General features: G+C 59.2%; 19 protein-coding genes and 1 riboswitch. Of the genes, 17 read left to right on the forward strand and 2 right to left on the reverse strand.

All coding sequences use genetic code 11. The features are described from left to right. Positions 1–35: 35 nt before the first annotated feature. Together thiC and thiD are read right to left on the reverse strand one after the other, a co-directional pair. Positions 36–1,343: a phosphomethylpyrimidine synthase ThiC gene (thiC, locus tag KI810_RS11845; protein WP_214175760.1), complete on the reverse strand. Its 1,308-nt coding sequence runs from the start codon at positions 1,341–1,343 to the stop codon at positions 36–38. A gap of 62 nt (positions 1,344–1,405) precedes the next feature. Then, positions 1,406–2,911: a bifunctional hydroxymethylpyrimidine kinase/phosphomethylpyrimidine kinase gene (gene thiD, locus KI810_RS11850; protein ID WP_214175761.1), complete on the reverse strand. Its 1,506-nt coding sequence runs from the start codon at positions 2,909–2,911 to the stop codon at positions 1,406–1,408. A 73-nt stretch (positions 2,912–2,984) separates the two neighbouring features. Next, a riboswitch (TPP riboswitch) is annotated at positions 2,985–3,090 on the reverse strand. A 215-nt stretch (positions 3,091–3,305) separates the two neighbouring features. Here thiD and alr point away from each other — a divergent pair. From alr to KI810_RS11935, 17 genes are all read left to right on the forward strand, one after another. After that, the gene (gene alr / locus KI810_RS11855; RefSeq protein WP_214175762.1) at positions 3,306–4,445 is read left to right on the forward strand and encodes an alanine racemase; all 1,140 of its coding nucleotides are present in this window, start codon (positions 3,306–3,308) and stop codon (positions 4,443–4,445) included. Positions 4,446–4,587: 142 nt separating this feature from the next. Then, positions 4,588–5,628: a selenide, water dikinase SelD gene (selD, locus tag KI810_RS11860; protein ID WP_214175763.1), complete on the forward strand. Its 1,041-nt coding sequence runs from the start codon at positions 4,588–4,590 to the stop codon at positions 5,626–5,628. Beyond that, complete coding sequence (locus KI810_RS11865; RefSeq protein ID WP_214175764.1) at positions 5,615–6,931, forward strand: ASKHA domain-containing protein; 1,317 nt, start codon at positions 5,615–5,617, stop codon at positions 6,929–6,931. Before selD ends, KI810_RS11865 begins: the two co-directional genes overlap by 14 nt. A gap of 231 nt (positions 6,932–7,162) precedes the next feature. Then, complete coding sequence (locus tag KI810_RS11870; RefSeq protein WP_214175765.1) at positions 7,163–8,953, forward strand: tetratricopeptide repeat protein; 1,791 nt, start codon at positions 7,163–7,165, stop codon at positions 8,951–8,953. A 112-nt stretch (positions 8,954–9,065) separates the two neighbouring features. Further along, the gene (purH, locus tag KI810_RS11875) at positions 9,066–10,631 is read left to right on the forward strand and encodes a bifunctional phosphoribosylaminoimidazolecarboxamide formyltransferase/IMP cyclohydrolase (RefSeq protein ID WP_214175766.1); all 1,566 of its coding nucleotides are present in this window, start codon (positions 9,066–9,068) and stop codon (positions 10,629–10,631) included. Then, entirely contained in the window at positions 10,628–12,244 is a 1,617-nt protein-coding gene (locus KI810_RS11880) for a tetratricopeptide repeat protein (RefSeq protein ID WP_214175767.1), read from the forward strand. The genes purH and KI810_RS11880 overlap by 4 nt, the downstream gene beginning before the upstream one ends. A 111-nt stretch (positions 12,245–12,355) precedes the next feature. Continuing rightward, entirely contained in the window at positions 12,356–14,185 is a 1,830-nt protein-coding gene (locus tag KI810_RS11885) for a TPR end-of-group domain-containing protein (protein ID WP_214175768.1), read from the forward strand. A 22-nt stretch (positions 14,186–14,207) separates the two neighbouring features. After that, on the forward strand, positions 14,208–15,479 hold the full coding sequence (gene purD, locus KI810_RS11890; RefSeq protein ID WP_214175769.1) for a phosphoribosylamine--glycine ligase: 1,272 nt from the start codon (positions 14,208–14,210) through the stop codon (positions 15,477–15,479). A 146-nt stretch (positions 15,480–15,625) separates the two neighbouring features. Next, positions 15,626–16,129 (forward strand): 5-(carboxyamino)imidazole ribonucleotide mutase, encoded by a 504-nt coding sequence (gene purE / locus KI810_RS11895; protein ID WP_214175770.1) that lies wholly within the window; start codon positions 15,626–15,628, stop codon positions 16,127–16,129. A gap of 180 nt (positions 16,130–16,309) precedes the next feature. Beyond that, positions 16,310–16,582 (forward strand): cytochrome c7, encoded by a 273-nt coding sequence (locus tag KI810_RS11900; protein ID WP_214175771.1) that lies wholly within the window; start codon positions 16,310–16,312, stop codon positions 16,580–16,582. Positions 16,583–16,753: 171 nt separating this feature from the next. Next, complete coding sequence (gene resB, locus KI810_RS11905) at positions 16,754–18,115, forward strand: cytochrome c biogenesis protein ResB (protein WP_214175772.1); 1,362 nt, start codon at positions 16,754–16,756, stop codon at positions 18,113–18,115. Between the two features lie 19 nt (positions 18,116–18,134). Beyond that, positions 18,135–18,989: a c-type cytochrome biogenesis protein CcsB gene (gene ccsB, locus KI810_RS11910; RefSeq protein ID WP_214175773.1), complete on the forward strand. Its 855-nt coding sequence runs from the start codon at positions 18,135–18,137 to the stop codon at positions 18,987–18,989. A 37-nt stretch (positions 18,990–19,026) separates the two neighbouring features. After that, a complete protein-coding gene (locus tag KI810_RS11915; protein WP_214175774.1) occupies positions 19,027–20,028 on the forward strand; it encodes a cytochrome c3 family protein in 1,002 nt (333 codons plus the stop codon). 170 nt (positions 20,029–20,198) lie between these two features. After that, positions 20,199–21,185: a cytochrome c3 family protein gene (locus tag KI810_RS11920; RefSeq protein ID WP_214175775.1), complete on the forward strand. Its 987-nt coding sequence runs from the start codon at positions 20,199–20,201 to the stop codon at positions 21,183–21,185. A 58-nt stretch (positions 21,186–21,243) separates the two neighbouring features. Beyond that, complete coding sequence (locus KI810_RS11925; RefSeq protein ID WP_214175776.1) at positions 21,244–22,338, forward strand: 6-bladed beta-propeller; 1,095 nt, start codon at positions 21,244–21,246, stop codon at positions 22,336–22,338. Positions 22,339–22,687: 349 nt separating this feature from the next. Continuing rightward, positions 22,688–23,395: a cytochrome c3 family protein gene (locus tag KI810_RS11930; RefSeq protein WP_214175777.1), complete on the forward strand. Its 708-nt coding sequence runs from the start codon at positions 22,688–22,690 to the stop codon at positions 23,393–23,395. A 321-nt stretch (positions 23,396–23,716) separates the two neighbouring features. Further along, positions 23,717–26,014, forward strand: coding sequence for a hypothetical protein (locus tag KI810_RS11935; protein ID WP_214175778.1), 2,298 nt, complete (start codon positions 23,717–23,719; stop codon positions 26,012–26,014). Positions 26,015–26,037: the final 23 nt, after the last annotated feature.

Genomic DNA, 26,037 nt, shown 5'->3' on the forward strand with positions numbered 1-26,037 from the left:
CCTGAGAGTCAACCTCTAAAGCCGTTTCCCCCGGTTTACCCCTTGGCCGCCTGCTTCTCCATGGCGTCGTCCATCACCTTGTAGGCGCAGAACTCGCCGCACATGGTGCAGGCGCCGTGGTCGGCGACCCCCGATTCTGCCCGGAGCCGCCGGGCCTTTTCCGGGTCGAGGGCGATGTCGAACTGCCCCTCCCAGTCCAGTTTCTTGCGGCACTTTGCCATCCGGATGTCCTTCTCCATCGCCCCCTTCACCCCCTTGGCGATGTCACCGGCGTGGGCGGCGATGCGGGAGGCGATGACCCCCTCGCGCACGTCCTCCACGCTCGGGAGCCGCAGGTGCTCGCTCGGCGTCACGTAACAGAGGAAGTCGGCGCCGGCCGAGGCGGCGATGGCCCCGCCGATGGCGCAGGTTATGTGGTCGTAGCCGGGGGCGATGTCGGTGACCAGCGGCCCCAGGACGTAAAACGGTGCCCCGTGGCAGAGACGCTTCTGGAGCAGGATGTTGGCCTCGATCTGGTTGAGGGGGACGTGTCCCGGCCCCTCGATCATCACCTGTACTCCCACCTCCTGGGCGCGCTGGGTAAGTTCGCCGAGGATAATCAGTTCGTGGATCTGGGCCCGGTCGGTGGCGTCGGCCAGGCAGCCGGGGCGGAAGCCGTCACCCAGTGACAGGGTCATGTCGTACTCCCTGACGATCTCCAGCAACCGGTCGTAGTGCTCGAACAGCGGGTTTTCCTTGTTGTTGTATGCCATCCACTCCACGGTGAAGGCGCCTCCCCGGGAGACCACGTCCATGATCCGCCCTTCGTTCTTCATCCGCTCCACGGTGCTTCGCGTCACGCCGCAGTGGACGGTGATGAAGTCGACGCCGTCCTCGGCGTGCTTGATGACCCCGGCGAAAATGTCCTCCACGGTCATGTCGACGATGGCCTTGTTCTTGGTCCGGACCGCGTCAAGCGCCGCCTGGTAGAGGGGGACGGAGCCGATGCAGGCGGTGGTTTCGGCGATGATGGCGCGGCGGATCTCGTCCACCGGGCCGCCGGTGGAGAGGTCCATGATGGCGTCGGCGCCGTGACGGACGGCGGTGCGCGCCTTTTCCAGCTCCTTGGTGATGTCCAGGTCGTCGGCGGAGGTGCCGATGTTGGCGTTCACCTTGGTGCGGAGCCCTTTTCCCACGGCCAGGGGGCGGCCGTTGCCGTGCTTAACGTTATGGCAGATGATGATGGTGCCGGCATTTATGCCGTCGCGGATGAACTCGGGGGACACCCCCTCGGCCAGCGCCGCCTCCTTCATCTTGTCGGTGATGATCCCCTTGCGGGCGTAATCAAGCTGCGTTTTCAACATTGACATGCTCCTTGAAATGAAAAGGAGGGATCGGAGCAGATGCCCCTTCCTCGCTTCCAGAATTAATTGTCTTCGATAACCGGTCCCCGGTCACTGGTCCCTGGTCCCTGCTTCTGCGCCGCGAGAAAATGATTCACCGGTCCATGCCCTTTACCTAGAGGCTGGGCGAGCTTGATGGCGGCGGTGATGAACTCCTTGGCCCTGCCTACGGCAGCAGGGAGAGGTTCTCCCTGGGCGAGGAAGGTGGCGATGGCGGAGGCGAGGGTGCAGCCGGTGCCATGGGTATTCTTGGTCAGGATGCGGGGGGTCGGGTAGCGGGTGAAGGCGCTGCCGTCGAAAAGGATGTCCACCGCCGTTCCGTCGGGGAGATGTCCCCCCTTGATCAGCACGTTACGGACCCCCAGTCGGTGGATGTGCCGGGCCGCTTCTTCCATCCCCGCTTCGTCCATGATGGAAAGTCCCGTCAGCTTTTCCGCCTCCGGCACGTTGGGGGTGAGGAGGTAGGTGAGGGGGAGAAGCCCCGCCTTCAGGGTCGTGACGGCGGTGGCATCGATGAGGCTGGCTCCCCCCTTGGCGAGCATCACCGGGTCGACGACCACGATGCGCCGGCCGAACTCCTGGAGCCGGTCCGCCACCACCTGGACGATCTCCGCCGAAAAGAGCATGCCGGTCTTGACCACGTCTACCGGGATGTCGCTCAGGACGGCAGTGAGCTGCTCTCCCACGAAGTCGGCCGGGACGCCGTGGATGCCGGATACCCCCCGGGTGTTCTGGGCGGTGAGGGCGGTAATGACCGAGGAGCCGTAACTCCCCAGGAGGGTAATGGTCTTCAGGTCGGCCTGGATGCCGGCACCCCCCCCCGAATCGCTGCCGGCGACAGTCAGCACAGCACCACGCGGCACGGTGGCCTTCCGGTTGAAGAGGAGGGCGAGTTCGGCGGCGGCCAGGGCAGGTTCCTTCTGCCCGAGTACCCCGGAAATGACGGCAACAGCGTCGGCGCCGCTGTCGATGACCCGTGCCCCGTTATTCCTGTTGATGCCGCCGATGGCGACGACGGGAATGCCGATGTGCGGCCTGACGGCCGCCAGGGTTTTCGGGCCTACCAGGTGCTCGATATCCTTGCTTCCCGTGGGGTACATGGCGCCGAACCCTATGTAGTCGGCGCCGGCCGCTTCCGCCCGTTGCGCTTCCTCCAGGTTGTGGGTGGAGACGCCGATGAGTTTTCGCGTGCCCAGAATTTTCCGCGCTTCCGCCAGGTCGCCGTCTTCCTGCCCCAGGTGCACGCCGTCCGCTTCAAGCTCCCGCGCCAGGTGCACGTCGTCGTTGACGATGAAAGTGACCCCCGCTGCGGCGCACATCTGCCGCAGTTCCCGTCCCAGTTCGGCCTTGGCGGCTCCGTTCCGCTCCTTGTTCCGGTACTGGAGCACGGAGATGCCGCCGCCGATGGCGTCACGGACCCTTTCAGGGAGGTTGCTCCCCTGGTCGGTGACGAGGTAGAGTCCCCTGATCCGGGTTTCGATTGCCCCCCGGTCCACCACGAGCTTGAGAAAATCCTGGCTGCGCTTCATCGGTATCCCAAATACTTCTGCTGAAAATCAAAAAGCCGCGACAAAAAGGTCACGGCTTCCCACTGCGATGATTGGGGAAAGAGTGCCGCTTTCCTACGCCGGTGCAAACCGGATCAGGTTCAAAGGGTTTGAGGCCGCAGGCCTCATCTCAGTTCTTGCGAACTCCCCCAGCTGGCTGTCGATTGTGGCCTTGCAGACTACGGGATTATTGCCCATAAGTCAATGAATTTTCCGGTTTTAGGCTTTACAGGGAAGGGGGATAAGTGGTAGAAAAAGGCCGGGACTCGGGACTCGGGACCAGGGACCAGGGACCAGGGACCAGGGACCAGGAAGCCGGGAAGTTCAAAATGCATACTTCAAAATTCAACATTCAAAATTCATAATTGGACTCATTATGGACAGTCGCCCCACCATAGCGGAAATCGACCTGGCGGCGCTTCGGCACAATTTCAGCCAGGTTCGCGCCACAATCCCCTCCGACTGCGGCATCCTTGCCGTGGTCAAGGCGGACGCCTACGGTCACGGCTTCATGGATATCTCCCTGGAACTGGAATCCCTCGGGGTGACCGCCTTCGGCGTGGCGTTTCTGGCCGAAGGTATACAGCTGCGCAAGAGTGGCATCGACCGGCCGATTCTCCTCCTCGGCGGCATCTACCCGGGGCAGGAGAAGAAGTGCGTCGGCTTCAACCTTTCCACCTCCCTCTTCGGCATCGAGCAGGCCCGGGCACTCAACGAGACGGCCGGCCGACTCTACCGCAAGGCACGTGTCCATGTGAAGATCGACACCGGCATGGGACGGCTCGGGATTCCCGCCGCCGAGGCGGGTTCCTTTTTCCGGGAACTCAAGGGGCTTTCCCACCTGGAACTGGAGGGGGTCATTTCCCATTTTGCCTCTGCCGACGAACTGGACGAAGCGGGCTGCGACTACACTGCCCGCCAGGCAGGCCTTTTCGCGGCCGCCCTGGCGGAGGCCCATGGCCAGGGGTTTACCCCCCGCTACGTGCATATCGCCAACAGCGCTGCGGTATTCAGCCAGAAGGTCCCCTTCTGCAACCTGGTCCGCCCCGGCATCGTCCTCTACGGGGCGCTCCCCTCCGCCGACTTTGCGGGGAAGATGGATGTCAGGCCGGTGCTCCGCCTGAAAAGCCGGATCGCCATGCTCAAGCGGGTCGAGCCGGGGACGAGCATCAGCTACGCCCGGCGCTACACCGCTTCCGATCGCCGGCTCATCGCCAGCGTGCCGGTGGGGTATGCGGACGGGTACAGCCGCGGCCTCACCAACCGGGGTGAAACGCTGGTCCGCGGCCAGCGGGCACCGGTGGTCGGGACGGTCTGCATGGACTGGATCATGCTCGACGTGACTGACATACCCGGCGTGACGGTGGGGGACGAGGTGACCCTCCTGGGGTGCGACGGCAACGGCAACTGCATCCATGCCGAAGAGTTGGCGGAGAAGGCGGGGACCATCCCCTACGAGATCTTCTGCGGCATCAGCAAGCGGGTGCCGCGGGTCTATCTCCATGCTTCCCGGTAGAGGCTCTGCAAAAGTCTCTGGTTGATCCGGTGTATGCGCATCATAACCCCCCTCAATCCCCCCTTATCTAAGGGGGGAAGCGAGCGGAGCGAAGCAGGGGGGTACAGATTCTGCAGTTTTTTTGCAGGACCTTAGAGGATTTATGACCAAACAGAAGATTAAACTTACCTCCATGGTGAAAGCGGCCGGTTGAGCGGCTAAACTGGGCCCGGCGGGCCTGGAAGACGCTTTGCGGGGGGTGGAACGGTCAGCCGATCCAGCCCTGCTGGTCGGGATGGAGACTGCCGACGACGCCGGGGTCTACCGGCTCGGGGAGAGGCTCGCCCTGGTGGAGACCGCCGACATCATCACCCCCCTGGTGGACGACCCGTTCACCTTCGGGAGGATCGCCGCCGCCAATGCCCTGTCCGATGTCTATGCCATGGGGGGGAGGCCGGTGACCGCCATGAATCTCGTCTTTTTTCCCGCCTGTTCCCTGCCGCTCCAGGTGCTCGGCGATATCCTGGCCGGTGGCCAGGCGGCGATGGGGGAGGCGGGGGTCTGTCTCGTGGGAGGGCATACGGTTGAGGACGACGAGCTCAAGTACGGCCTGTCCGTTACCGGTACCATCGACCCGGACCGGATCGTGCGCAACTCCACGGCCCGCCCCGGCGACCGGCTCATCCTCACCAAACCCCTGGGGACCGGCATCGTCACCACCGCCATCAAGGCGGAGATGGCCCCCGGCAACGTGGCGGCCGAAGCGATCCGCTGGATGACGACGCTCAATGCCGTCGCGGCGGAGATCATGCTGGAATGCGGGGCGAGCGCCGCCACGGACGTGACCGGCTTCGGCCTCATGGGTCATGCCGCCGAGATGGCCCGTGGCGCCGGTGTCACCCTCCGCCTGGAACGCCGGCAGGTACCGGTCATGGCCGGCGTCGGGGAACTCGTCGCCGACGGACTCGTCCCGGCCGGCTGCTACCGTAACCGTGACCATTATGGGGCAATGGTGGCGGGGGAGGGTGGCACGGGAGATGACCTCCTGCCGCTGTTCGACCCCCAGACCTCGGGGGGGCTCCTCGTCTCTCTGGACCCGGTGGCCGCCGAACGTTTCCTGGCGCTTGCCGCCGAACGGGGCTGCTTTGCCGTTGCCATCGGCGACGTGCTTTCCCTCGGAGAATACCCCCTTGTCATCACCTAGGCGCCTTGCCATCGCCATCGACCTCGGCACCACCACCATCGCCGCCTCCCTCCTGGATACGGCCACCGGCGAACGGCTCGCCATGGCCGGCTGCCTCAACCCCCAGCGACTTTACGGCGCCGACGTCGTTTCCCGCCTTGAGGCGGCCCATGCCTCTGCCGATGACCGGCAAACGATGTCCGCCCTCGTCAATGGGGCGCTGGCGGACCTGGTCAAGGAACTGCTCGGCGGCGCCGGTGCCAGCCCTGCTGACCTGACCGGCGTCGCCATCGCCGGCAATCCGGCCATGGAACATCTCCTCCTGGGGCAGCCGGTGGAATCACTCGCCTTCCCCCCCTACCGCCCGCTCTTCACCGCTGGCCGGACCATGACGACCGACGAACTCGGTTGGGACGTGACCGTGCCGGCGATGGTCTTCCCCCTCCCGGGCGGTTTCGTCGGTGGCGACCTGGTGGCTTTCCTTTTCGGTGTCGAATTGGCTTGTTCCCGGGTCCCGAGTCTTCAGGCCCGTAGTCCGGGGCCCGAGTCCCGAGTTTTCGGTCCCCGCCTGTTCCTCGACCTGGGGACCAACGGCGAACTGGCGCTCCAGGTGGGAGAGAGGACAGTAGCCACCTCGGCAGCCGCCGGCCCCGCCTTCGAAGGGGGAAATCTCGCCTGCGGCATGGCCGCCCTGGCGGGTGCCATCAACCGGGTGACGATAGCCGGCGACCGGCTGGAGCTGTCCGTCATCGGCGGCGGCACTCCTGCGGGGGTCTGCGGTTCCGGCGTGATCGAGACCATCGCCGGACTTCTGCAGGCGGGTGTCATCGACGGTACCGGCCGACTCCTCACCCTTGAGGAAATCCCTTCCAACCTGGCCAACCGGCTGGAGGAGATGGCCGGCCAGCTGGCCTTCGTCCTCTACCGGGATGCCCGGACCACGGTCTACCTCTCCCAGGAGGATATCCGCCAGGTCCAGCTCGCCAAAGGGGCCATCCGGGCCGGTATGGAGGTTCTCTGCGAGCGGGCCGGCATAACCTTCGACGCCATCCGGGAGGTGATTCTGACCGGTTCCTTCGGTGCCGAACTCTCCCCCCGCTCCCTGAAAAACCTTGGAATTTTCACCGAAAACATGATAGAAAGAGCGAGCTTTGTCCGGGAGGGTGCCCTCCGGGGAGTAGAGCGGGCGCTCTGCGCCCCCGACGGGTTCGACCGGGTGGCACACCTGGCGGAGTCCATCCGGGTCATTCCCCTTTCCGGCACCCCTGCCTTTGAGGAACACTTTCTCGAACAGATGAATTTCCCCTCGCTCCACGATGCGTAACCCTCAAGCAGGATTGGAAAAATGAAGGCTCTACACCATCCAATTAATCAGGGAAATGATTAGATTGATGGCAATTCCCCTCTTTCGCTGCTTTATTTCACCCCATTGGATATAACATCAGTGCCCCTTATGTCTTCCTTCTTACACTTATATAAGCGAAGCGGGGAATATTCCCATCCGGTAACACCGGTCACCGTCCTGTATGTGCTGCTGGGGGGTGTTCTGGCGGGAATGACGGCTGTTACCGGTCTCTGTGACCCGGATACCTGGTGGGTTATCGCCGATGGCAACCGCATCCTTGCGGGAGATTTTTCCCCTACCAACGCCTATTCCCATGCGTTTGGCTCCCATCAGTGGAACCAGATCGAATGGCTTTCGTCTGTTGTCATCGCTATTTTCGCAAAACTTGTGGGTCTCGATAACCTGACGCTCCTGCAGGTGATCATTTCCCTTGCCATTGCAGCGGTGGTGGCGGATATGACCCGCCGCGAAAGCGGAGAGATGTCTCCGCTGGTCTTCTTTTCCCTGTTTGTTTGCATGCTAGTGTCACTGCGTATCCGTCTCACGGCGCGTGCGGAACTGTTTTCTCTGCTGTTCTCTGCGGTGCTGTTAAACCTGTGGCTGCGACGAGTACCCAAATTCACTCTCCTCTCTGGTCTGTTGGGGGTGTTATGGGGGAACATGCATCCCGGTGTCATATATGGTCTTGGCATGATCTGCATCTTTGCCGTTTCGTCGTTTCTTGCAGGAGACAAGAGCGCGTCAAAGCGGGGGGGCTTCGGTGCCTTGGCTTTTTTTGCCGGATCTCTCTGCAACCCCTTTGGTTTTCTCAATTACTGGCATGTTATTGACACGTTGCTCTTTGTTCAAACACAGAAACTGAAGATAGCCGAAATGAACGCTCCTGTTCTGTGGCAGCATCCTACATTCATTATATCGATGATCCTGGCGGCATTGTGTGTAATTCCGGCACTTGTCAGGCGACACTTTTTATTCCTGCTCTTGTTTCTTCTCTTTTTCCCTCTGGCGTTCAAGGTCAAACGCTTCGTTCCCTACCCTGTGATGCTGCTTCTCCCGTTTACCCACTCTTATGTGAAGGAGGCCATCGCGTATCTTGCGAAGAAATGGGACTGGCGTCCGACCACGTATGCCATTCCTGCAGCTCTGTTAATATTCTGCGTCTGGGCAGCAGTTGCAGAACTGAAAATCTGGTGGCCTGTCCAGCCTTTTGAATGGAAAGTCAATTATCGATTCCTTCCATCCGGCGCCGCAGATTTCATTGACCGCTACAATCCTCCGGGCAACGTGTTCAATGATTTTAATCATGGCGGTTATCTCGCATGGCGCTTTTATCCCCAGCGCAGGATATTTATTGATGGACGCGTTCCTGCATATACGACGGAAGTCATGGACGAATACATTCAAGCGTCAGTTGGTCCACCTGGTGCGTTGAATGCACTGCTGAACAAATACAGTATGGATGTGGCGATTGTCGACCGTGCGGACCGCATCTACGATCATGGTGCTTTCGAGCGGAAATTCCACATGCTCGGATGGGAACTGGTGTATATCGAGGGGGCGGCTTTTGTGTATGTCCGGCCGGGTTCGGCCGCTGCAAAAGCCGTAACGGCGCCGAGGTTCAGAGCGCTGAAACCACTGGCTTCACCCGAAGAATTGCATGTAACGGCACAAGCCAGCCCGGCGGTTCTGATCGGCGAATTGTCGCGCATTGATCCGCAACGTCTGCTCACCCGCTATGACTTCCAGGCATACGGCTCTGCTGCCTATTCCGCCCATCGCCCCGATCTTGCCTACAGCTTTCTCGCAGCCGGGATGCAGCGTTTCCCTGCCGATATCGATTTGATGTATGGCTGTGCCGTGACGCTCAAAGACCTGGGGCGTTACCGTGAAGCGCGCAACCTTCTTTCCGTCGTGATAAAAGACGCCAGAAATCCCGACAAAGCCGATAATGCACGGCGAATGCTGCAGCAGATTCCTTCGGAACGCAATGGCCATCTTTAGAGCAGGAAGGGACATAGTGGTTGAAATGCCCCGCTGATTTGTGTAAAAATTGCACTTTCCTTTTCTTTCTTTTCCCCACACATTCAATCCACACAAAGGAGTATTCACAACCATGGCTACAATCACCCGTGCACTCATCAGCGTCTCCGACAAGACCGGCATCGTCGAATTTTCCCGGGAGTTGACCTCCTTCGGCGTGGAGATCCTCTCCACCGGCGGTACTGCCAAGCTGCTCCGGGAGGCGGGGCTGGCGGTGAAGGACGTCTCCGAGTTCACCGGGTTTCCCGAGATGTTGGACGGCCGGGTCAAGACCCTCCATCCCAAGGTCCACGGTGGTCTCCTCGGCATGCGGGGGAACCCGGAGCACGTGGCGACCATGAAGGCCCACGGCATCGAGCCGATCGACATGGTGGTGGTGAACCTCTACCCCTTCGAGGCGACGGTGGCGAAGCCCGGCTGTACCCTGGAGGATGCCATCGAGAACATCGACATCGGCGGCCCGACCATGCTCCGCTCGGCGGCCAAGAACAACGCCGACGTAACCGTCATCGTGGACCACAACGACTACGGTCCGGTGCTGGACGAGATGAAGGCTTCCCGCGGCTCCGTGGCGCCGCCGACCAATTTCCGCCTGGCGGTGAAGGTCTACCAGCACACCGCGGCCTATGACGGGGCCATCTCCAACTGGCTGGGGAAAAAGCTCGGCGAGGAGGATGCCACGTTCCCGCCGACCCTCACCTTCCAGTTCAGAAAGGCCCAGGGGATGCGTTACGGCGAGAATCCCCACCAGTCCGCGGCATTTTACGTGGAGCGGAACGTGGCGGAGGCGTCGGTGGCCACTGCCCGCCAACTCCAGGGGAAAGAGCTTTCCTACAACAACATCGGCGACACCGATGCCGCACTGGAGTGCGTCAAGCAGTTCACCGAGGGGCCGGCCTGCGTCATCGTCAAGCATGCCAACCCCTGCGGCGTCGCCATCGGTTCGACGCTCCTGGAGGCGTACGACCGTGCCCACAAGACCGATCCCGAATCGGCCTTCGGCGGGATCATCGCCCTCAACGGCGAGCTGGACGAGGCGACGGCCCGGGCCATCGTGGAACGGCAGTTCGTGGAGGTGATCATCGCTCCCAGTGTTTCCGCCGCGGCCAGCGAGGTGGTGGCCGCCAAGAAGAACGTGCGGCTCCTGGAGTGCGGGCAGTGGCCGGCAGCACCGGGACAGCGCCTCGACATGAAGCGGGTCAACGGCGGCCTACTGGTCCAGGACACGGACCTCGCCCTCCACGGTGAGCTGAAGGTCGTTACCAAACGGCAGCCGACGGAGAAGGAGATGATCGATCTCCTCTTCACCTGGCGGGTGGCCAAGTTCGTCAAGTCCAACGCCATCGTCTATGGCAGGGACGGGATGACCATCGGCGTCGGGGCCGGCCAGATGAGCCGGGTCAACTCGGCCCGCATCGCTGCCATCAAGGCGGAGCATGCCGGGCTCGAGGTGAAGGGGGCGGTCATGGCCTCCGACGCCTTCTTCCCGTTCCGGGACGGCCTGGACAACGCGGCTGCGGTCGGTGTAACGGCGGTCATCCAGCCGGGGGGGAGCATGCGGGACGCGGAAGTCATCGCCGCCGCCGACGAGCATGATATTGCCATGGTATTCACCGCCATGCGCCATTTCCGGCATTGAGAACGAAGGAATACAATGGTTATTCTCTGCTGCTCCCTTCGCTCGTGCTTCTTGTCGTTGTCTTTGCAGTGTATGGAGGAGTTCTCCACCATAACTTCCTCGACGGCTGGGATGACGACAGCTATGTTACGGCCAACCGGGCAGTCCAGGGAATCACTATCGACAATGTGAAGGCTGCCTTCACTTCGATCTACGTGGGGAACTACGCACCGTTGCAAATCGTGTCGTACATGGTGGACTATGCCATCTGGGGGCCGCATGCCATCGGTTTCCTCTTGACCAACATACTGCTCCATGCCGCTAATGGTCTCCTCTACTTTGCTCTGGCAAGAAGGCTGGCCGAAAGCCTCCTTCCTGCCTTCGTTGCTGCGTTCATTTTCCTTTTTCACCCCGTCCAAGTGGAGACGGTGGCGTGGATTTCCCAGCGGAAGACCCTCCTTGCGATGTTCTTCTTTTTGTCGGCTCTCCATGCGTGGGTGGCGTGGCGCGAACGGAAGGAACCGACGGGGGTGATTTTCTACGCGGTGTCGTTGGGGGCATTTTGCTGCGCAGTACTTGCAAAGTCGGTTGCCGTGGTATTGCCTGTAGCCCTGCTTCTCTATGACCTTTGCTTTGTTGCGAAAAACAGGCGTCAAGGACTTGTGGCAGGCCTGATCCCCTTTCTGTTGATAGCCCTTGCATTCGCGACGATGAATTTTGTTGTACAGGACCCCGCCTTGGGAGGTGGGGGGGGGAGGGCTGCCTGGCATGGAGGGGGGCCGCTGGCCACGCTCTATACCATGCTGCCCGTGGTTGTTCGTTACCTGGGAATGCTTGTCTGGCCGACGAATCTTTCGGCCTTTTACGATCCTCCAATAAGAAATGCGGTCGATCTGCAGGTGGCCCTCGCGGCCCTGCTGCTCGCCGTGCTTACTGCCGGAATGGTCTTTCTCTGGAAACGCAAGCGGAAGCTTTTCTTCTGGGGGGGGGTGTTCTGGCTGGGGTTGCTGCCGGTTTCCCAAGTTGTGCCACTCGTAACCCTCATGAATGATCGTTATCTCTACTTTCCGCTTCTCGGACTGGCAATGCTCTGCGGAGTTCTCCTGGCATGTCTTGCGGATGCCTTGGGTTATAGTGCGGGGCGCACATGGACGGTCGTTCCCCTGTTGGTGTTTCTCCTCCCTTTGCCGTTCCTTGCGTGGGAGCGGACCAAGGTCTGGCAAAATTCTCTCACCCTCTGGAGCGATGTGGTGGTGAAGTCGCCCACGAGCAAGTGGGGATGGATCGGTTTGGCTGAGGCCTACCGGAACCGTAACCAGACGGATATGGCTATTCAGACCTACCAGCGAGTACTTTCCATGGACCCTGCGTCGGTCAGGGCGCTCATAAACCTGGGACGTCTCTATACCATGCGTGGGGATACTGCGAAAGGGAGAGGATACCTGCTGAAGGCTGTCGAACTTTATCCGGGGTATTCTCCATCCTATGTCGCTCTCGGGGAAAATTACTATCGTGCCGGTGAGTGGGAGCAGGCGGTAGCGGCCTATGGGAAAGCCCGGGCGCTTGACCCGCAGGCCAAGGGGCTGGATAGTGTTTTACATGAGTTAAAGGGGCGTGCTGGCAGTCGTCAGTGATGGGATATGAGGCGACCACGGATGCCGAGCAGGTATAACGGACTATAAGCCATGATATCCTTGAGCAATTTTCATCTACGGCCCCATTATCTGTGCATTGGTATTCTCTTGGTGGTTGCCGGTCTTGTCTATGGGGGCATACTCGGGCACCAGTTCATCTTCAATTGGGATGACAGTGCCTACGTGGTTGAAAACGAGGCTGTGCGGGGGGTAACCCCCGACCATGTGCGGGCTGCCTTCAGCTCGTTTTACGTGGGTAACTACGCACCGGTTCACATAGTCTCCTACATGCTTGACTACAGCATCTGGGGATTGAGGCCGTACGGGTATCTGCTGACAAATATACTCCTCCACGCTTCCAACGGTTTGCTGTTCTACGTGCTCCTTGTCCGTCTTCATCTCGGCAAGGTGGGCGCACTGTTTGCGGCACTACTGTTCCTCGTCCATCCGGTGCAAGTAGAGACAGTGGCCTGGGTGGCCGAACGAAAAAACCTGCTTGCCATGCTGTTTTTCCTGATTTCCCTCTTACTGTACACTATGTACGGGGATCATGGGGAGCGACAGCGACGCGGCGGTAAAATATTCTATGGTGCTTCCCTGGCGGCCTTCGCCATGGCCGTACTGTCCAAGTCGGTGGCAGTGGTTCTGTTGCCGACCCTGCTGTTATATGATATCTGCTTCCTTCCGGCAGGGGAGTGGCGCCGTCGGCTGATCGAAAAAATTCCCTATCTGCTGATAGTGGTCGGCACCGTTATTGTAACCTGCATCAGCCAGGCGGGTGAATCCTCGGGTGGAATGCGCACCTATCATGGCGGCAGTCCCTTTGTCACGTTCTTGACCATGCTGCCGGTGCTTGCCGAGTACCTGCGCATGCTGGTCTGGCCGAGCCACCTGAGCGTTGTCTATATGCCGGACTTGAAGCAGCAGGTAGACGGCACGGTGGCCGGTGCCGCCATTCTGCTGATACTCGTCAGCTGTGCCGGCGTGTACCTGTTTCGCCGGCAGCGGCCACTTTTTTTCTGGTTCGCACTGTTCTGGATCGGGTTGGTGCCGGTGTCCCAGATTATTCCCATTGCGACCCTTATGAATGATCGCTACCTCTATTTTCCTCTTCTTGGCGCGGCAGCCATGGCAGGCTGCGGAGTCACGGCCGGCTGGAGTTCCACGAGTACGGGGAAGGGTAAGGGTATCCTGCTTGCGTGTGCCGGACTCCTGGTCCTGTCGTTGGCCGTTGCCGCACAGCAGCGAACTGACGTCTGGCAAGACGAGATTTCACTCTGGAGCGATGCGGCTCATAAGGAGCCGGAATGTCATGTGGCATGGTTCGGTTTGGGTGATGCCCAACTGTCCAGGGGGGCAACGGAAAAAGGTGTGCAGGCCCTGAATCGTGCCTTGGTAATTGACCCTACCTATGGCAACGCACTGCACCGTCTGGCACTATTCTACATGGAAAGGGGAGAGCTCCTTACGGCGCGTCCCTACCTCCAGCGCCTGGTGTCACATTGGCCCGGTGACATCTACGGTTTGACGGCCCTTGCCGCCAACTACTACCTGGCCGGAGATCTCCCCGGGGCTGCAGTCTATTACACCCAGGCTCTGGCATTACAGCCGGATTCCGCGCCGATCCTTACCTATCTCGGTCATGTGAATCTTGGCTTGAGGCAACTGGAGCCGGCCAGACGCTATTATCTCGATGCCCTCAAGATTGGCGGTTCCCGGGGAGAGATTGAATACAGCCTGGCGTGTGTGGAGGCCCTGGCTGGTCGACCTGCAACGGCCATCGATTACCTTGAGGCAGCATTGGCCGATGGATTTACCGATCTGGTCCGGATCAGAAACAATCGAGAGTTGGTGTCCCTGTGGGGGAAGCCGGAATTCTTAGCCTTGCAGGGGCGTACCGGTCGAGAGGAAGGAACGATTGGTGCGAAGGGCAGACAATAAACGTACTTGGATAGGAGCTTATATGAAAATTCTGGTTATTGGCAGTGGCGGGCGGGAGCACGCCCTGGTCTGGAAGATCGCCCAGTCCCCGCTGGTGAAGAAGGTCTACTGCGCACCGGGGAACCCCGGTATCGGCCAGCTTGCGGAGAACGTCGCCATCGGGGTTGACGACCTGCCGGGACTCCTGGCCTTTGCCCGGCGGGAGAACGTCGACCTGACGGTGGTCGGGCCGGAACTTCCCCTCTCCCTGGGGATCGTCGACCTGTTCGAGGAGTACGGTCTGAAGATATTCGGCGCCCGGCGCAACGCGGCGCTGATCGAGGCGAGCAAGGCCTTTTCCAAGGACCTGATGAAGAAGTATCATGTCCCCACGGCCGCCTACGAAGTCTTCACCGCTGTGGAACCCGCAATCGCCTTCATCGACCGGCTCGGCGTCCCCATTGTCATCAAGGCCGACGGACTGGCGGCCGGAAAGGGAGTCATCATCGCCCAGACCCGGGACGAGGCGGTGGAGGCGGTAACCGACATGCTGTCGGGGAATGCCTTCGGCGAGGCGGGTTCCCGGGTGGTGGTCGAGGAGTTCCTGAAGGGTGAAGAGGCGTCGTTCCTCGCCTTCACCGACGGGAAGAACATCATCCCCCTGGCGAGCGCCCAGGACCACAAGGCGGTCTTCGACGGGGATACCGGCCCCAACACCGGCGGCATGGGGGCCTATTCGCCGGCGCCGGTAGTGACACCGGCCATTCACGAGAAGGCGATGGCCGAAGTCATGCGCCGCACCGTGGATGGCATGGCGGCGGAGGGGCGTCCCTACCGGGGGGTTCTCTACGCCGGCCTGATGATCGACGGCGACCAGGTGAAAACCCTGGAGTTCAACGCCCGGTTCGGCGACCCGGAATGCCAGCCGCTCCTGATGCGGATGAAATCGGACATCGTGCCGATTCTCCTGGCCGTTGCGGAGGGGGACATCAGCCGTGTGGCGATCGAATGGCACGACCAGGCGGCGGTATGCGTTGTCATGGCGAGCGGCGGATACCCGGCGGAGTACCGCAAGGGGGATGCAATCCAGGGGCTGGACGCGGCGGCGCGGATACCTGACGTGATGGTGTTCCACGCCGGGACGGCGGTCAGGGGAGAAGAAACGGTCACCAGCGGCGGGCGGGTTCTCGGTGTCACCGCGTTGGGAGGAACGGTGAGGGAGGCGATCGACCGTGCCTATCAAGGGGTCGCCGCCATCAGCTGGGACGGGGTGCACTTTCGCAAGGATATCGGGAGCAAGGCTTTGAATCGGTGAATCGTGATCAGGGACCAGGGACCAGGGACCAGGGACCATTAGTGGCAATGAAGTTTTTACCGGTTCCCGATCTCCGGTCCTGGCAGTTAAAACAGTTTTTACCGGTCCCGGGTCCCCGGTCCCGGATACAAAGGAGTGTATTACAAATGGCAAATCCACAGGTATTAATAGTAATGGGGAGCGATTCCGATCTGCCGATCATGGAGGAGGGGGCAAAGGTCCTGGCCGAATTCGGGGTATCCTGCGAGATGCGCATATCCTCGGCCCACCGCTGTCCCCGCAAAACAGCAGCACTCGCGGCAGGTGCTGCCGGTCGCGGGATCAAGGTGATCATTGCCGGCGCTGGCATGGCGGCGCATCTGGCGGGGGTCATCGCGGCGGAAACCACCCTTCCCATAATCGGCGTCCCCATCGGTGGCGGATCGCTCAACGGAGTCGACGCCCTCTATGCCATGGTGCAGATGCCGGCGGGGATACCGGTGGCGACCATGGCCATCGGCAAGGCGGGGGCCAAGAACGCTGCCCTGTTCGCCATTCAGATGCTGGCGCTCCACGATGCCGGCCTGGCCGCCGCCCTCGTCAGTCATCGGGAAAAGATGGCGCACGAGGTGGAAGCGAAGGACCAGGCCCTGCAAGCATCCCGCTCGTAGCCGGCGAAAGGTCCCCCCCGTTCCTTCCATGAACCGTGACAAGTTCGTGCCGACGGAGCAGGGTTAATCCGTGTTAACGTGCACTGGGAGGGGGGTTGCGGGATATTTTTGCTTGACAAAGGTGCTGTTGTGTAATAGTTTTGCCGCGGTTTACATTACAGACGGAGGAGGTGAAATTCGATGAAAAAGATTTTTGCTGCGATGGCGCTTACGCTCATCTGTGCAGTGGCCGCCATGGCTGCCGACACCATCAATCTGCCTGCCAAGAACGGCAACGTGACCTTCAACCACAAAAAACATCAGGAAGTGGCGAAGGACTGCAAGGCATGCCACGAAAAAGGTCCCGGGAAAATCGAGGGCTTTGGCAAGGATTCCGCGCACAAGCTCTGCAAAGGCTGCCATGAGGAAAAGAAGGCCGGCCCGACCAAGTGCGGTGAGTGCCACAAGAAGTAATCCGTTTCAAGCTTCCAGAAACAACGAAAAAGGGGTAACAGGATTCTTGTTATCCCTTTTTCTTAGCCATAAATAAAATTAGTAAAATTAAATTATCCTTTTTGTGCTGTTTTGCATATAATCGCACGTTGATGTGGCACGGCATCAAATCATTATGTTCAGGAGAACACCTTGACTACCAAAGACCGCGGTTTTCTGCAAGCCCTCTGGGATTTTTTCTGTTCGCTCAAGCTTTCGATTTCGCTCTTGATCCTGCTGGCGTTGACCTCGATTATCGGTACGGTCATTCCCCAGGTACCCAACATCCCCGAGGAGTATATCCGCTCTCTGAGCCAGACCAAGCTGCAGCTGTACGACAAGCTCGGTTTCTTCGACATGTACCACTCCTGGTGGTTCATCCTGCTCCTCTACCTGTTGACGGTCAACCTGATCGCCTGTTCAATCAAGCGTCTGCCGCGGGTCTGGAAGATAATATCCGAACCGACTCTGGTGATGGACGAGGGGTTCGAGAAGTCCCTCTCCCTCACCCATGATGTGAAGCTGAAAGGGGACAGCGCCGCGCTCAGGGAGAAGATGGTCTCCTTCCTTACGAGCGAGTTTTCGAAGCCGGTCGTGACGGAGGTTGACGGGGCCTGTCATCTCTTCGCCCAGAAGAGCGCCTATTCGCGGATGGGGGTGTACGTCGTACACCTGAGCATCATCATCATCTTCATCGGCGCCATCATCGGCTCCTATTTCGGCTACAAGGGATTTGTCAGCATCGTGGAGGGGGAGAGCGTCGACACGGTCGGACTCCGTTCGGGCAAGAGCATTCCCCTCGGCTTCGCGGTGAAATGCGAGAAATTTTCGGTCACCTTCTACGATACCGGTGCCCCCAAGGAATTCAAGAGCATTCTGACCGTACTGGAGAACGGCAAGCCGGTCCCCGGTTATGTCAATATTCCCACCATCGTCAATGACCCCCTCACCTACAAGGGGATTACCTTCTACCAGTCAAGTTACGGCTCCGCCAGCGAAGGGGGGACGTTCTACTTCTCCGTCCGTCCCCGCACCGGGGGGACGCCGGTCAAGCTGACGGCACGCCAGGGAGACAAGGTTTCCCTCCCCGGTGGCGGCACCATGCAGGTCCTGGAGGCGACGGACGAGGTGCGCAACTTCATCCCCCAGTTTTCCGGGCCGGCGGCCCGCATCGAAGTGACCACCGGCAGTGGCGCTCCGCAAGTGTTTATCGTCATGCGCAATTATCCGGAACTGGACGAGCAGCGGGGCGGGGACATGGTCTTTACCTATGACGGTTCGGACCAGAAGTTCTACACCGGCCTCCAGGTGGCCAAGGACCCGGGTGTCTGGGTGGTCTGGCTCGGGTGCGCCCTCATGGTCGTCGGCATCTGCATGGCGTTTTTCATGTCCCACAAACGGGTCTGGATACGGATAGCCAACGGTCATGTCGTTCTCGGGGGGACTGCCAGCAAGAACCCGGCCGGTTTCCAGCTCCAGTTCGATTCCCTTGTGGATAAACTCTCTAAACTGTAACCCTTCGGAGGATACACCGATGTCCAGTTCGCTGTTGTTCAACGTCACAACCTTTGCCTATCTGGCTTCCACCGTTGCCTTCTTCGCATTCCTGGCCAGCAGGAACAAGAATCTCGGCCTTGCCGGCAGCGGCATCGCCTTTTTCGGCTTCATCGTCCAGACGGTCGCCATCGGCCTTCGCTGGCAGGAGTCCTACGCCATGGGGCATGGCCACGCCCCCCTCTCCAATCTCTACGAGTCGGTGGTCTTCTTTTCCTGGACCATCATCCTGATCTTCGGGATTCTCGACCTGAAGTACAAATACCGGGTTATCGGGGCGTTCGTGGTTCCGTTCGCCCTTCTCGGCATGGCGTGGGCCCAGCTCGGCATGAACAGCGGCATCGAGCCGCTCGTCCCGGCCCTCCAGAGCAACTGGCTGCTGTACCACGTCATTACCTGCTTCCTCGGTTATGCTGCCTTCGCGGTCGCCTGCGGCATCTCCATCATGTACCTGATCAAGGAGAGACAGGAGACAACCGACGGAAACTCCCAGGCCGGCGGTGTCATCTCCATGTTCCCTTCCATCAAGATACTGGACGACCTGAATTACAAGGCCATCATGATCGGTTTTCCGCTCCTGACCCTCGGCATCATTACCGGCGCCGCATGGGCCAATTATGCCTGGGGAACCTACTGGAGCTGGGACCCGAAGGAGACCTGGTCACTCATCGTCTGGTTCGTGTACGCAGCCTTTCTGCACGCCCGCATAACCCGCGGGTGGGTCGGAAGGCGGGCGGCGATACTTTCCATCATCGGCTTTGCCGCCACCATCTTCTGCTATCTCGGTGTCAACCTGCTCCTTTCGGGTTTGCACAGTTACGGCGGCGGGCAGTAGCAGGGGATTTACACTACGGCTGTTCGGGAGAATGAGAATGAGTGCATGGATGCGGCTGTCCGTCCCCGCCCTGCTCGGCGCACTGCTGGCGTTTGTCGTCCCCCCGGGGGAAAGCGGGGCTGCCTCCGAACTCAGGTGTCTTGGCTGTCATCCCGCCATCGTACGCGACAGAGTGGTGCACAAGCCGGTAGGCGACGGGGAGTGCGTTTCATGCCACCTGATGGTGCAGGGGAAGATGCACCCTTCCGAGAAAGGTTCGGCGACCCTGCAGGAAAAGGGGGAAAAGCTCTGCTACATGTGCCATGACAATCTGGCAGCAAAGAAATTCGTCCATGGGCCGGTGGCGAGCGGTGAATGCCAGGCGTGTCACGAAGTGCACAAGTCACCCAATCCCAAACTGCTGAAGGGTACCGGCGCCGATTTTTGCTTCATGTGCCATGAGAATAAATTCCAGTTCAAATATGGCCATGCCCCTGTCGCGCAGGGGGACTGCCTTGCCTGTCACGACCCCCACCAGTCCGACAACAAGATGATGGTCAGAAAGCCCGGCTCCAAACTCTGTTTCGACTGCCACGACAGCGCCATCGCCAAGGGGAAGTCTGTGCACGGCCCGGTGGCGACCGGTGACTGTCTCGGCTGCCATATGGTGCACGGTTCGCCATACCGGCACATGCTCAAGCGCGATAATCCCGATCTCTATTACATGCCCTACAATCCCGCCCATTACTCGTTCTGCTTCGATTGCCACAACCGGGAGTTGGCGAAAGACAAACGGACCGATACCCTCACCGGATTCCGCAACGGTGACCGCAACCTCCACGAACTGCACGTCAACAAGCCCGACAAGGGGCGGACCTGCAAGACCTGCCATGAACCGCACAACTCGGCCCAGGGACGGCTCCTCAAGAAAAGCATCCCCGGCTTCGGAAAATGGGATATCCCCATGTTTTTCACCGGCACCTCGACGGGGGGGACCTGTGTCGTCGGTTGTCACAAGCCCAAATCCTACGATCGGCTCCGGCCGGTCATCAATCCGTAACAGCTGTGGTCTGGCCGGCAGGGGCGTTTTCCTTGCCGGCTTCCGTTTCCTTCCCCCTCCCTGGCCCTCCCCCGCTGGGGGAGGGTAACATGCCCCGCCGAAATTCCTCCCCCCAGCGGGGGGAGGCGAGGAGGGGGGAGAATAAATCTGGTAGTATCAACGGAGGCACGATGTTCCGCACGTTCATTCCGACCATTGTCATCCTGCTGACTTCAGGGGTGGTAGCCGCCCACGCTGCCATCACCTTCGTCTACCCCGCTCCCAAAAGCTGGGTGAAGCGGGCGGACTACCTCATCCTCAAGCTGAACAATCCTGCCATCACCGGCGTCCGGATCACCGTGAACGGCGAGGCGAGCGGGCTCCTGCCGATCGGCACGCCCGAATACCGGAAGTCGTTTCAGGATTTCATCATCCTGCAGGCGCTCTGGGACAAGGGGAGGAATGACGTCTCCGTGGAGGCGTTCAGCGGCGACAAGAGGATAGAAACGGCCATGAACGAGGTACTTTTCAACCCGGGAGGGACGGGCGCCGTCCCCCCCGAGTTCAGCCCCAACAGGCTTCACGTGACGGAGAACGAAAAGCTCTGCGCCCCCTGCCATCCCATGAACCCGACCCCCGCCCAGCTTGCCAGCAGTCCGGAAAAGGGGAACCCCTGCTTCGGCTGCCACAAGAAAATGATGAATACCACCTTCGTCCATGGCCCTGCCGGCACCTATTCCTGTGCCTACTGCCATGTGGGGGACGGGAAGTCCAAGTACGCCGTCGTCAAGCGTGACGCCGTGCTCTGCAACGAATGCCACGCCGACAAGGGTGATGAGTTCACCAAACGCAAGTTCCTCCATGGCCCCATCGCCGCCGGGCTCTGCGAGGTCTGCCACGATTCCCACGGCTCCCCCTATCCGGCGCAACTCCTTATGCCGATCAACGACCTCTGTCTTTCCTGCCACGAGGATGTGGGGAAGGGGTATCACGTGGTCCGCACCACTTCCGGCGCCGGCCATCCCCTCAAATGGAAAATTGACCTGGCCAAGCCGGCGTCGGGGAGGGAGATGTCGTGCATTTCCTGCCACAACCCCCACAGCGGCGACGTGCGGTATTTCTTCGTGAACAACGAGCAGGATCGGATGCTCCTCTGCCAGATGTGTCATAACAAGTAATAAAGCGCTTATCAAATACGGTTCCAGCGGAAACAATCCAGCGTGGAAGAGGTGCGGTATGAAAAACATGAATAGTACGATTAAGAAACTTGCCGGTCTTATCTTCGGCCTCGGGCTCCTGGCGGGGTGTGCGGCCGAGCAGCAGGAGGTACGAAAATTTTACTGGCCCCAGCTTCCCGAGCGCCCCCGTATCGAATGGAAAAAGGCATACAGCAGCCAACTGGATTTCCCCCGTTCGGGGTTCAAGGCGTTTGTCTCCGCCATTGCCGGTACCGAGGACCCGATCCTCTTCAGTAAACCGGTTGACATCAAGTCAAACGGCGAGGGTAAGGTGTATGTTTCCGATCCCATGGCGGGAGTGGTGTACGTCTACGACATGGTCGAGGGCACCGTTCACCTGTTGGGGGGGGAAGATGCGGTCGGGCAATTCAAGAATCCGGTCGGACTGACGCTTGATGGCAGCCTGAATATCTACGTCAGTGATCAGGAAAAACTGATGATTCTGGTCTTCGACAGGAATGAAAAGCCGCTTCGTGCCATTCCCCTGCAGGGGGTGTTGGGGCGTCCCACGGGGATGGCGTTTGACAAACAGCGCAATCGCCTGTACGTGGTGGACATAAAGGACCACAGGATAGGGGTGTTTTCCCCCGAAGGGACTCTCCTTTCCACTATAGGCAAGCGGGGGGACGAAGATGGGGACTTGAACTTTCCCACGGCAGTGGCTGTCAACAGCAAGGGGGAAATCATTGTTGCCGATTCCATGAATGCGCGGATTCAGATATTCGACGCAGAGGGGAAATTCCTCCGTAAGTTCGGCCGCAGGGGCGACGGCCCCTCCGATTTCCAGATCGTCAAGGGGGTCGCGGTCGATTCCGATGACAACATCTACGTGACCGAGGGGAAGGGGCACAAGATGCTCATATTCAGCACCAATGGGGATTTTCTTCTCCTCGTGGGAGGACTGTATTCGGTTCTCGGTTCGGGCAAGGCCGCCCCCGGCGGTTTCCTCATCCCCCAGGGGATCGATATCGACAAGAACGATACGATTTATGTTGTCGATCAGTTGAACAAGCGGTTCCAGGTTTTTCAGTACCTATCCGACCGGTACCTGCAGGCCAATCCCGTTCCGGGGTATACGCCACCGAAACAGTAAAATCACGGCACGTGACAGAGCGTATCACGTCATTTCCCTGATACCGTGCCGGATGTAAGTGGGCACTTAATCCGTGTTATTTGACGGAACCTGGCCAGAATTGACGGTGAATGTGCACGTAAGCGACCGTTACGAAGAAAGCAGGTTTGAGATATTTCAGAGTGTTAAGTGTTAATGATGACTTTGGCCTCAATTTTGCTCTAGCTCCTTTCATATTCCGCGTTGCTGGTGGATGCATGTTGGCATGTGATTTGCTGTTATGTACGGTGTCTCTGCTGCAGAACCATTAATGGCCCGGATCAACACAAAGGTCTTTTACGACCGACATCAAGAGAAAGGAGTATTACCGATGAAAAAAGTATTAGCAGTCGTGGCGGTCGCCAGTCTCATGGCCGCTGCAACCGTAGCTGGCGCAGCAAGCATCAAGAACTCCAAGCACGACCTGAGTTCTACCGGGGGACAAACTGTCAGGGGCGACACCAACCAGCTGTGCGTGTTCTGTCATACCCCGCACAATGCCGTCCAGAATGGCTATCCCCTCTGGAACCGCAGCAACCCGGCTGGTAGCGCTTTTAAGCTCTATTCTTCCAGCGGTATGCAGAACGGCTACACCGCCGGTGGCAACGCGGGCGCATCCACGGGATTTACTGCTGACAGCGTCTCTCTCTACTGCATGAGCTGTCACGACGGCGTCACCTCTGTCGGCGCGGTATACAACAAGCCGGCTGACAAACTGTCCGGAATCACCATGCAGGGCACCAAAGCCGATGGTTCCCTTTTGGGGACGAGCACTGCCAACCTGGGGACCGATCTGCAGAACGACCACCCGGTCAACTTCAACGTGACCAGCAATCTTGACCCGGCGATTGCCCCGTTGAGCGGTGCCACGATGAAGACCTCCGACATCACGAATGCCCTGCCGCTCTTCAAATCCGCTCGCGGGAATACCTCCCTCGAGTGCGCCAGTTGTCATGCCGTTCATGACCCGGCCAATGTTCCGTTCCTGCGTACCACCATTGAGGGGAGCAAGCTCTGCCTCGGTTGCCACATCAAGTAAGTTCTATTGCATGTCTGCCGTTTTTATGGGGGATGGGAAACCATCCCCCTTTTTTCGTTGAAAATGACCGGTGTCCTGCCGCGTCATTTCACTTGTGCTGACGGGTCATTTAGCGGGACTTCGGTGATGCCCAAATTCTTCTTGATCCCGTTCTTGAAAATATGCCTAAAATCAATTAGTTGAAAGCTGTTACAGTGTGGTGGTTTTTCCGGCGTGAAGGCATAATATTTGCACCCTACAAGGGTCGCGTCAGATTTGCCCATCCGCGATTCAACCCGTCGAAGATATTGGAAAATTTCACAACAGGTTAATGGTTCCCTGATGCGGATAACGCACTACACATACCTCCGGTTGCTGCCACTACTGCTCTGCCTGTTCTCCCTGCAGTTCATTCCCCTTTCCGCCCATGCCCGCCTCACCGGCGAGGCGGAACTCGGTTACGTCAAGTACGATGCGACGGTGGATGGGGCCAAGGTCATCGATGCCAACTCCTTTCAGCAGCGCTATTCCCTGCTCTATTCCAATTCGCTGGCCTTTGCCGGTGGCCGGGTCGGCGGCGCCAACTATTCCCTCGGCTACGAATGGGGATCCTTTGACACCACCGTGAAATCCTCACTCCCCGGCGTTGGCCAGTCCGTTTCCCAGAATCGTGGCCATTTCCTTTTCAACGGAGAGGTGCTGATTGACCCGAAGGAACTGCCCCTCACGTTCTTCGCCTACAGTCGCGACATGAACAGGATGCAGTTCCAGGATGATCTCTGGCAGATCGGCTCATTCACCTCCAACGGCTTTGTCGGCGACATCGTCCGTCCCAACATGCCAAGCAACATTGTCGATGGCCAGCGCATCTACAGCGGCGCCACGCTTCTTCTTGGCGTGCGCAACGGAATGACCAACGGCTATAACGAGATTTTCCGTCTTTTTCCGATGCTCATGCTGGATTACAAAGATGAAATCATCCATGACCCCAAAAGTTTCACTCCCATGGATACCCGCCTGAGCCGGTTTGCCTTCGTCAGCCTCAACAAGAAGGATAACTGGTTCCATTTTCGCAGCACCCGCTACAGCGACTACATCAACCCTGATAACGACTGGAAGGAAAAAGCCTTCCAGATCGGTACGATTGACCAGAATCTGCAGCGGAAATGGGTCGACTTCACCAACTGGATCAAGCTTTCGGTTGATGGCGGCTGGACGAAACGGGATGCCGCAAACCCAATCTACACTACGGAACGCTATGACATTAACCTCTTTGCCATCGCCACGCGCAAGACGTGGGAAGCGAGGAACTTCAATACGTTCAGCAGGTGGACCGAGGGGAAGATTTTGCATTACGATGCGAATGTGCCGGTGTATGTCACCGGCACATGGGGGGCTGATACGGATTGGCGATTCAGGGTCAGCGACCGTGAGCAGAAGCTAATGAGCACTTCGGGCGTCTGGGAGAGCACCTCCGACGTCCTGTCCTCGCTCCAGGTTACCACCTTCAAACGTTCTCCCTTCACCCTCACGCCGTCCGCTTCCGTTGAATACTACGATACCACCACTACCGGTAAGACTCTTGCCCTGGAAGGCGCTGTGGAAACCGCCAGCACGCGGCGCTTCTCTTCCCGGTACGAGCTTTTCGGGCGTTATGACATAAAATATTTCACTGCCGAGAGGAGTGGCGTTGCGTCGAGCACGTACCTGACCCAGGATATTGACGGCCGTATTGCCTACATCCCATCGTCGAAATGGCGCTTTCAGCTGGAGCAGCGGTTTCAGATGGGGTCCGGCACCAACCCCGGCATTAACGGTGCGGTCATTACGGTCAACAATGACTTCAACACAATCACGGATAGCAACAAGTACATTCAACGGGACGGATTGACGATCAATGACTATACCCGCTCCGTTTCCAGCGCCACAGTGAACTGGAGTCCTCTGGCACGTCTGAGCATTTCCCTTTCGGCGTCCGAGGATGTATTGATGGCCTCGGGCCAGCCGGCAAGTTACATAACTAACCTGTCGAATACCGTATCCTATTCCGTTGCGGACCTGTCCGTGCACGTCAACAATCGCTATCAGATCCAGAACAGCAATCAGGGAACCAATAACGACTTAAACAGCAGCGCGCTTGTCAGTTACAAGCCAAACCGCAACATGGACGGTTCGCTCAATTTCATTTATGAACGACAGACGATCGATAGTGACAGTTCCACTTATATCGATCTGACGCAGAAATTCAATTATAACTTCTACCGCGTCAATGGCATAAACCGCAAGATTCTGGAGCTCAACGAACAGATAGACTACACCAAGAACAGTAACCAGCGCACAAGCTCGCCGCTCCTCATTTCCGGCCTGATGTCTGGCCTGGTGTCGACAACCGCGTCTTCCACCGTCACGCGCATCTCCCTGGGTGCCCGTTACTACCCACTTCAGCGCCTGTACCTGGCGGCAACCAGTCAGTATTACCTGCTCGAACCTGGCGCCATCAAAGGGCAGATTTACACGGGGTCCATAGGCTTCACGGCCAACAAACTCCAGGTAAGCCTGGATTACAGTTACGGCACCCAGCAGAACAGTGTCAAACGCGTGGAGCAGCGGTTTGCGGCCAACATGAAGAAGTTTTTCTAGCCGTCATACCAGGGCGCCGTCCG

Origin of the sequence: Geomobilimonas luticola, from assembly GCF_018476905.1 — a bacterium.
GTDB lineage: Bacteria > Desulfobacterota > Desulfuromonadia > Geobacterales > Geobacteraceae > Geomobilimonas > Geomobilimonas luticola.

What these genes read in the sequence shown, in the direction of transcription:
- thiC (WP_214175760.1), bottom strand. Translation starts at nt 1,343, where the DNA reads ATGTTGAAAACGCAGCTTGATTACGCCCGCAAGGGGATCATCACCGAC.
- thiD (WP_214175761.1), bottom strand. Translation starts at nt 2,911, where the DNA reads ATGAAGCGCAGCCAGGATTTTCTCAAGCTCGTGGTGGACCGGGGGGCA.
- alr (WP_214175762.1), top strand. Translation starts at nt 3,306, where the DNA reads ATGGACAGTCGCCCCACCATAGCGGAAATCGACCTGGCGGCGCTTCGG.
- KI810_RS11870 (WP_214175765.1), top strand. Translation starts at nt 7,163, where the DNA reads ATGACGGCTGTTACCGGTCTCTGTGACCCGGATACCTGGTGGGTTATC.
- purH (WP_214175766.1), top strand. Translation starts at nt 9,066, where the DNA reads ATGGCTACAATCACCCGTGCACTCATCAGCGTCTCCGACAAGACCGGC.
- purD (WP_214175769.1), top strand. Translation starts at nt 14,208, where the DNA reads ATGAAAATTCTGGTTATTGGCAGTGGCGGGCGGGAGCACGCCCTGGTC.
- purE (WP_214175770.1), top strand. Translation starts at nt 15,626, where the DNA reads ATGGCAAATCCACAGGTATTAATAGTAATGGGGAGCGATTCCGATCTG.
- KI810_RS11900 (WP_214175771.1), top strand. Translation starts at nt 16,310, where the DNA reads ATGAAAAAGATTTTTGCTGCGATGGCGCTTACGCTCATCTGTGCAGTG.
- ccsB (WP_214175773.1), top strand. Translation starts at nt 18,135, where the DNA reads ATGTCCAGTTCGCTGTTGTTCAACGTCACAACCTTTGCCTATCTGGCT.
- KI810_RS11915 (WP_214175774.1), top strand. Translation starts at nt 19,027, where the DNA reads ATGAGTGCATGGATGCGGCTGTCCGTCCCCGCCCTGCTCGGCGCACTG.
- KI810_RS11920 (WP_214175775.1), top strand. Translation starts at nt 20,199, where the DNA reads ATGTTCCGCACGTTCATTCCGACCATTGTCATCCTGCTGACTTCAGGG.
- KI810_RS11925 (WP_214175776.1), top strand. Translation starts at nt 21,244, where the DNA reads ATGAAAAACATGAATAGTACGATTAAGAAACTTGCCGGTCTTATCTTC.
- KI810_RS11930 (WP_214175777.1), top strand. Translation starts at nt 22,688, where the DNA reads ATGAAAAAAGTATTAGCAGTCGTGGCGGTCGCCAGTCTCATGGCCGCT.
- KI810_RS11935 (WP_214175778.1), top strand. Translation starts at nt 23,717, where the DNA reads ATGCGGATAACGCACTACACATACCTCCGGTTGCTGCCACTACTGCTC.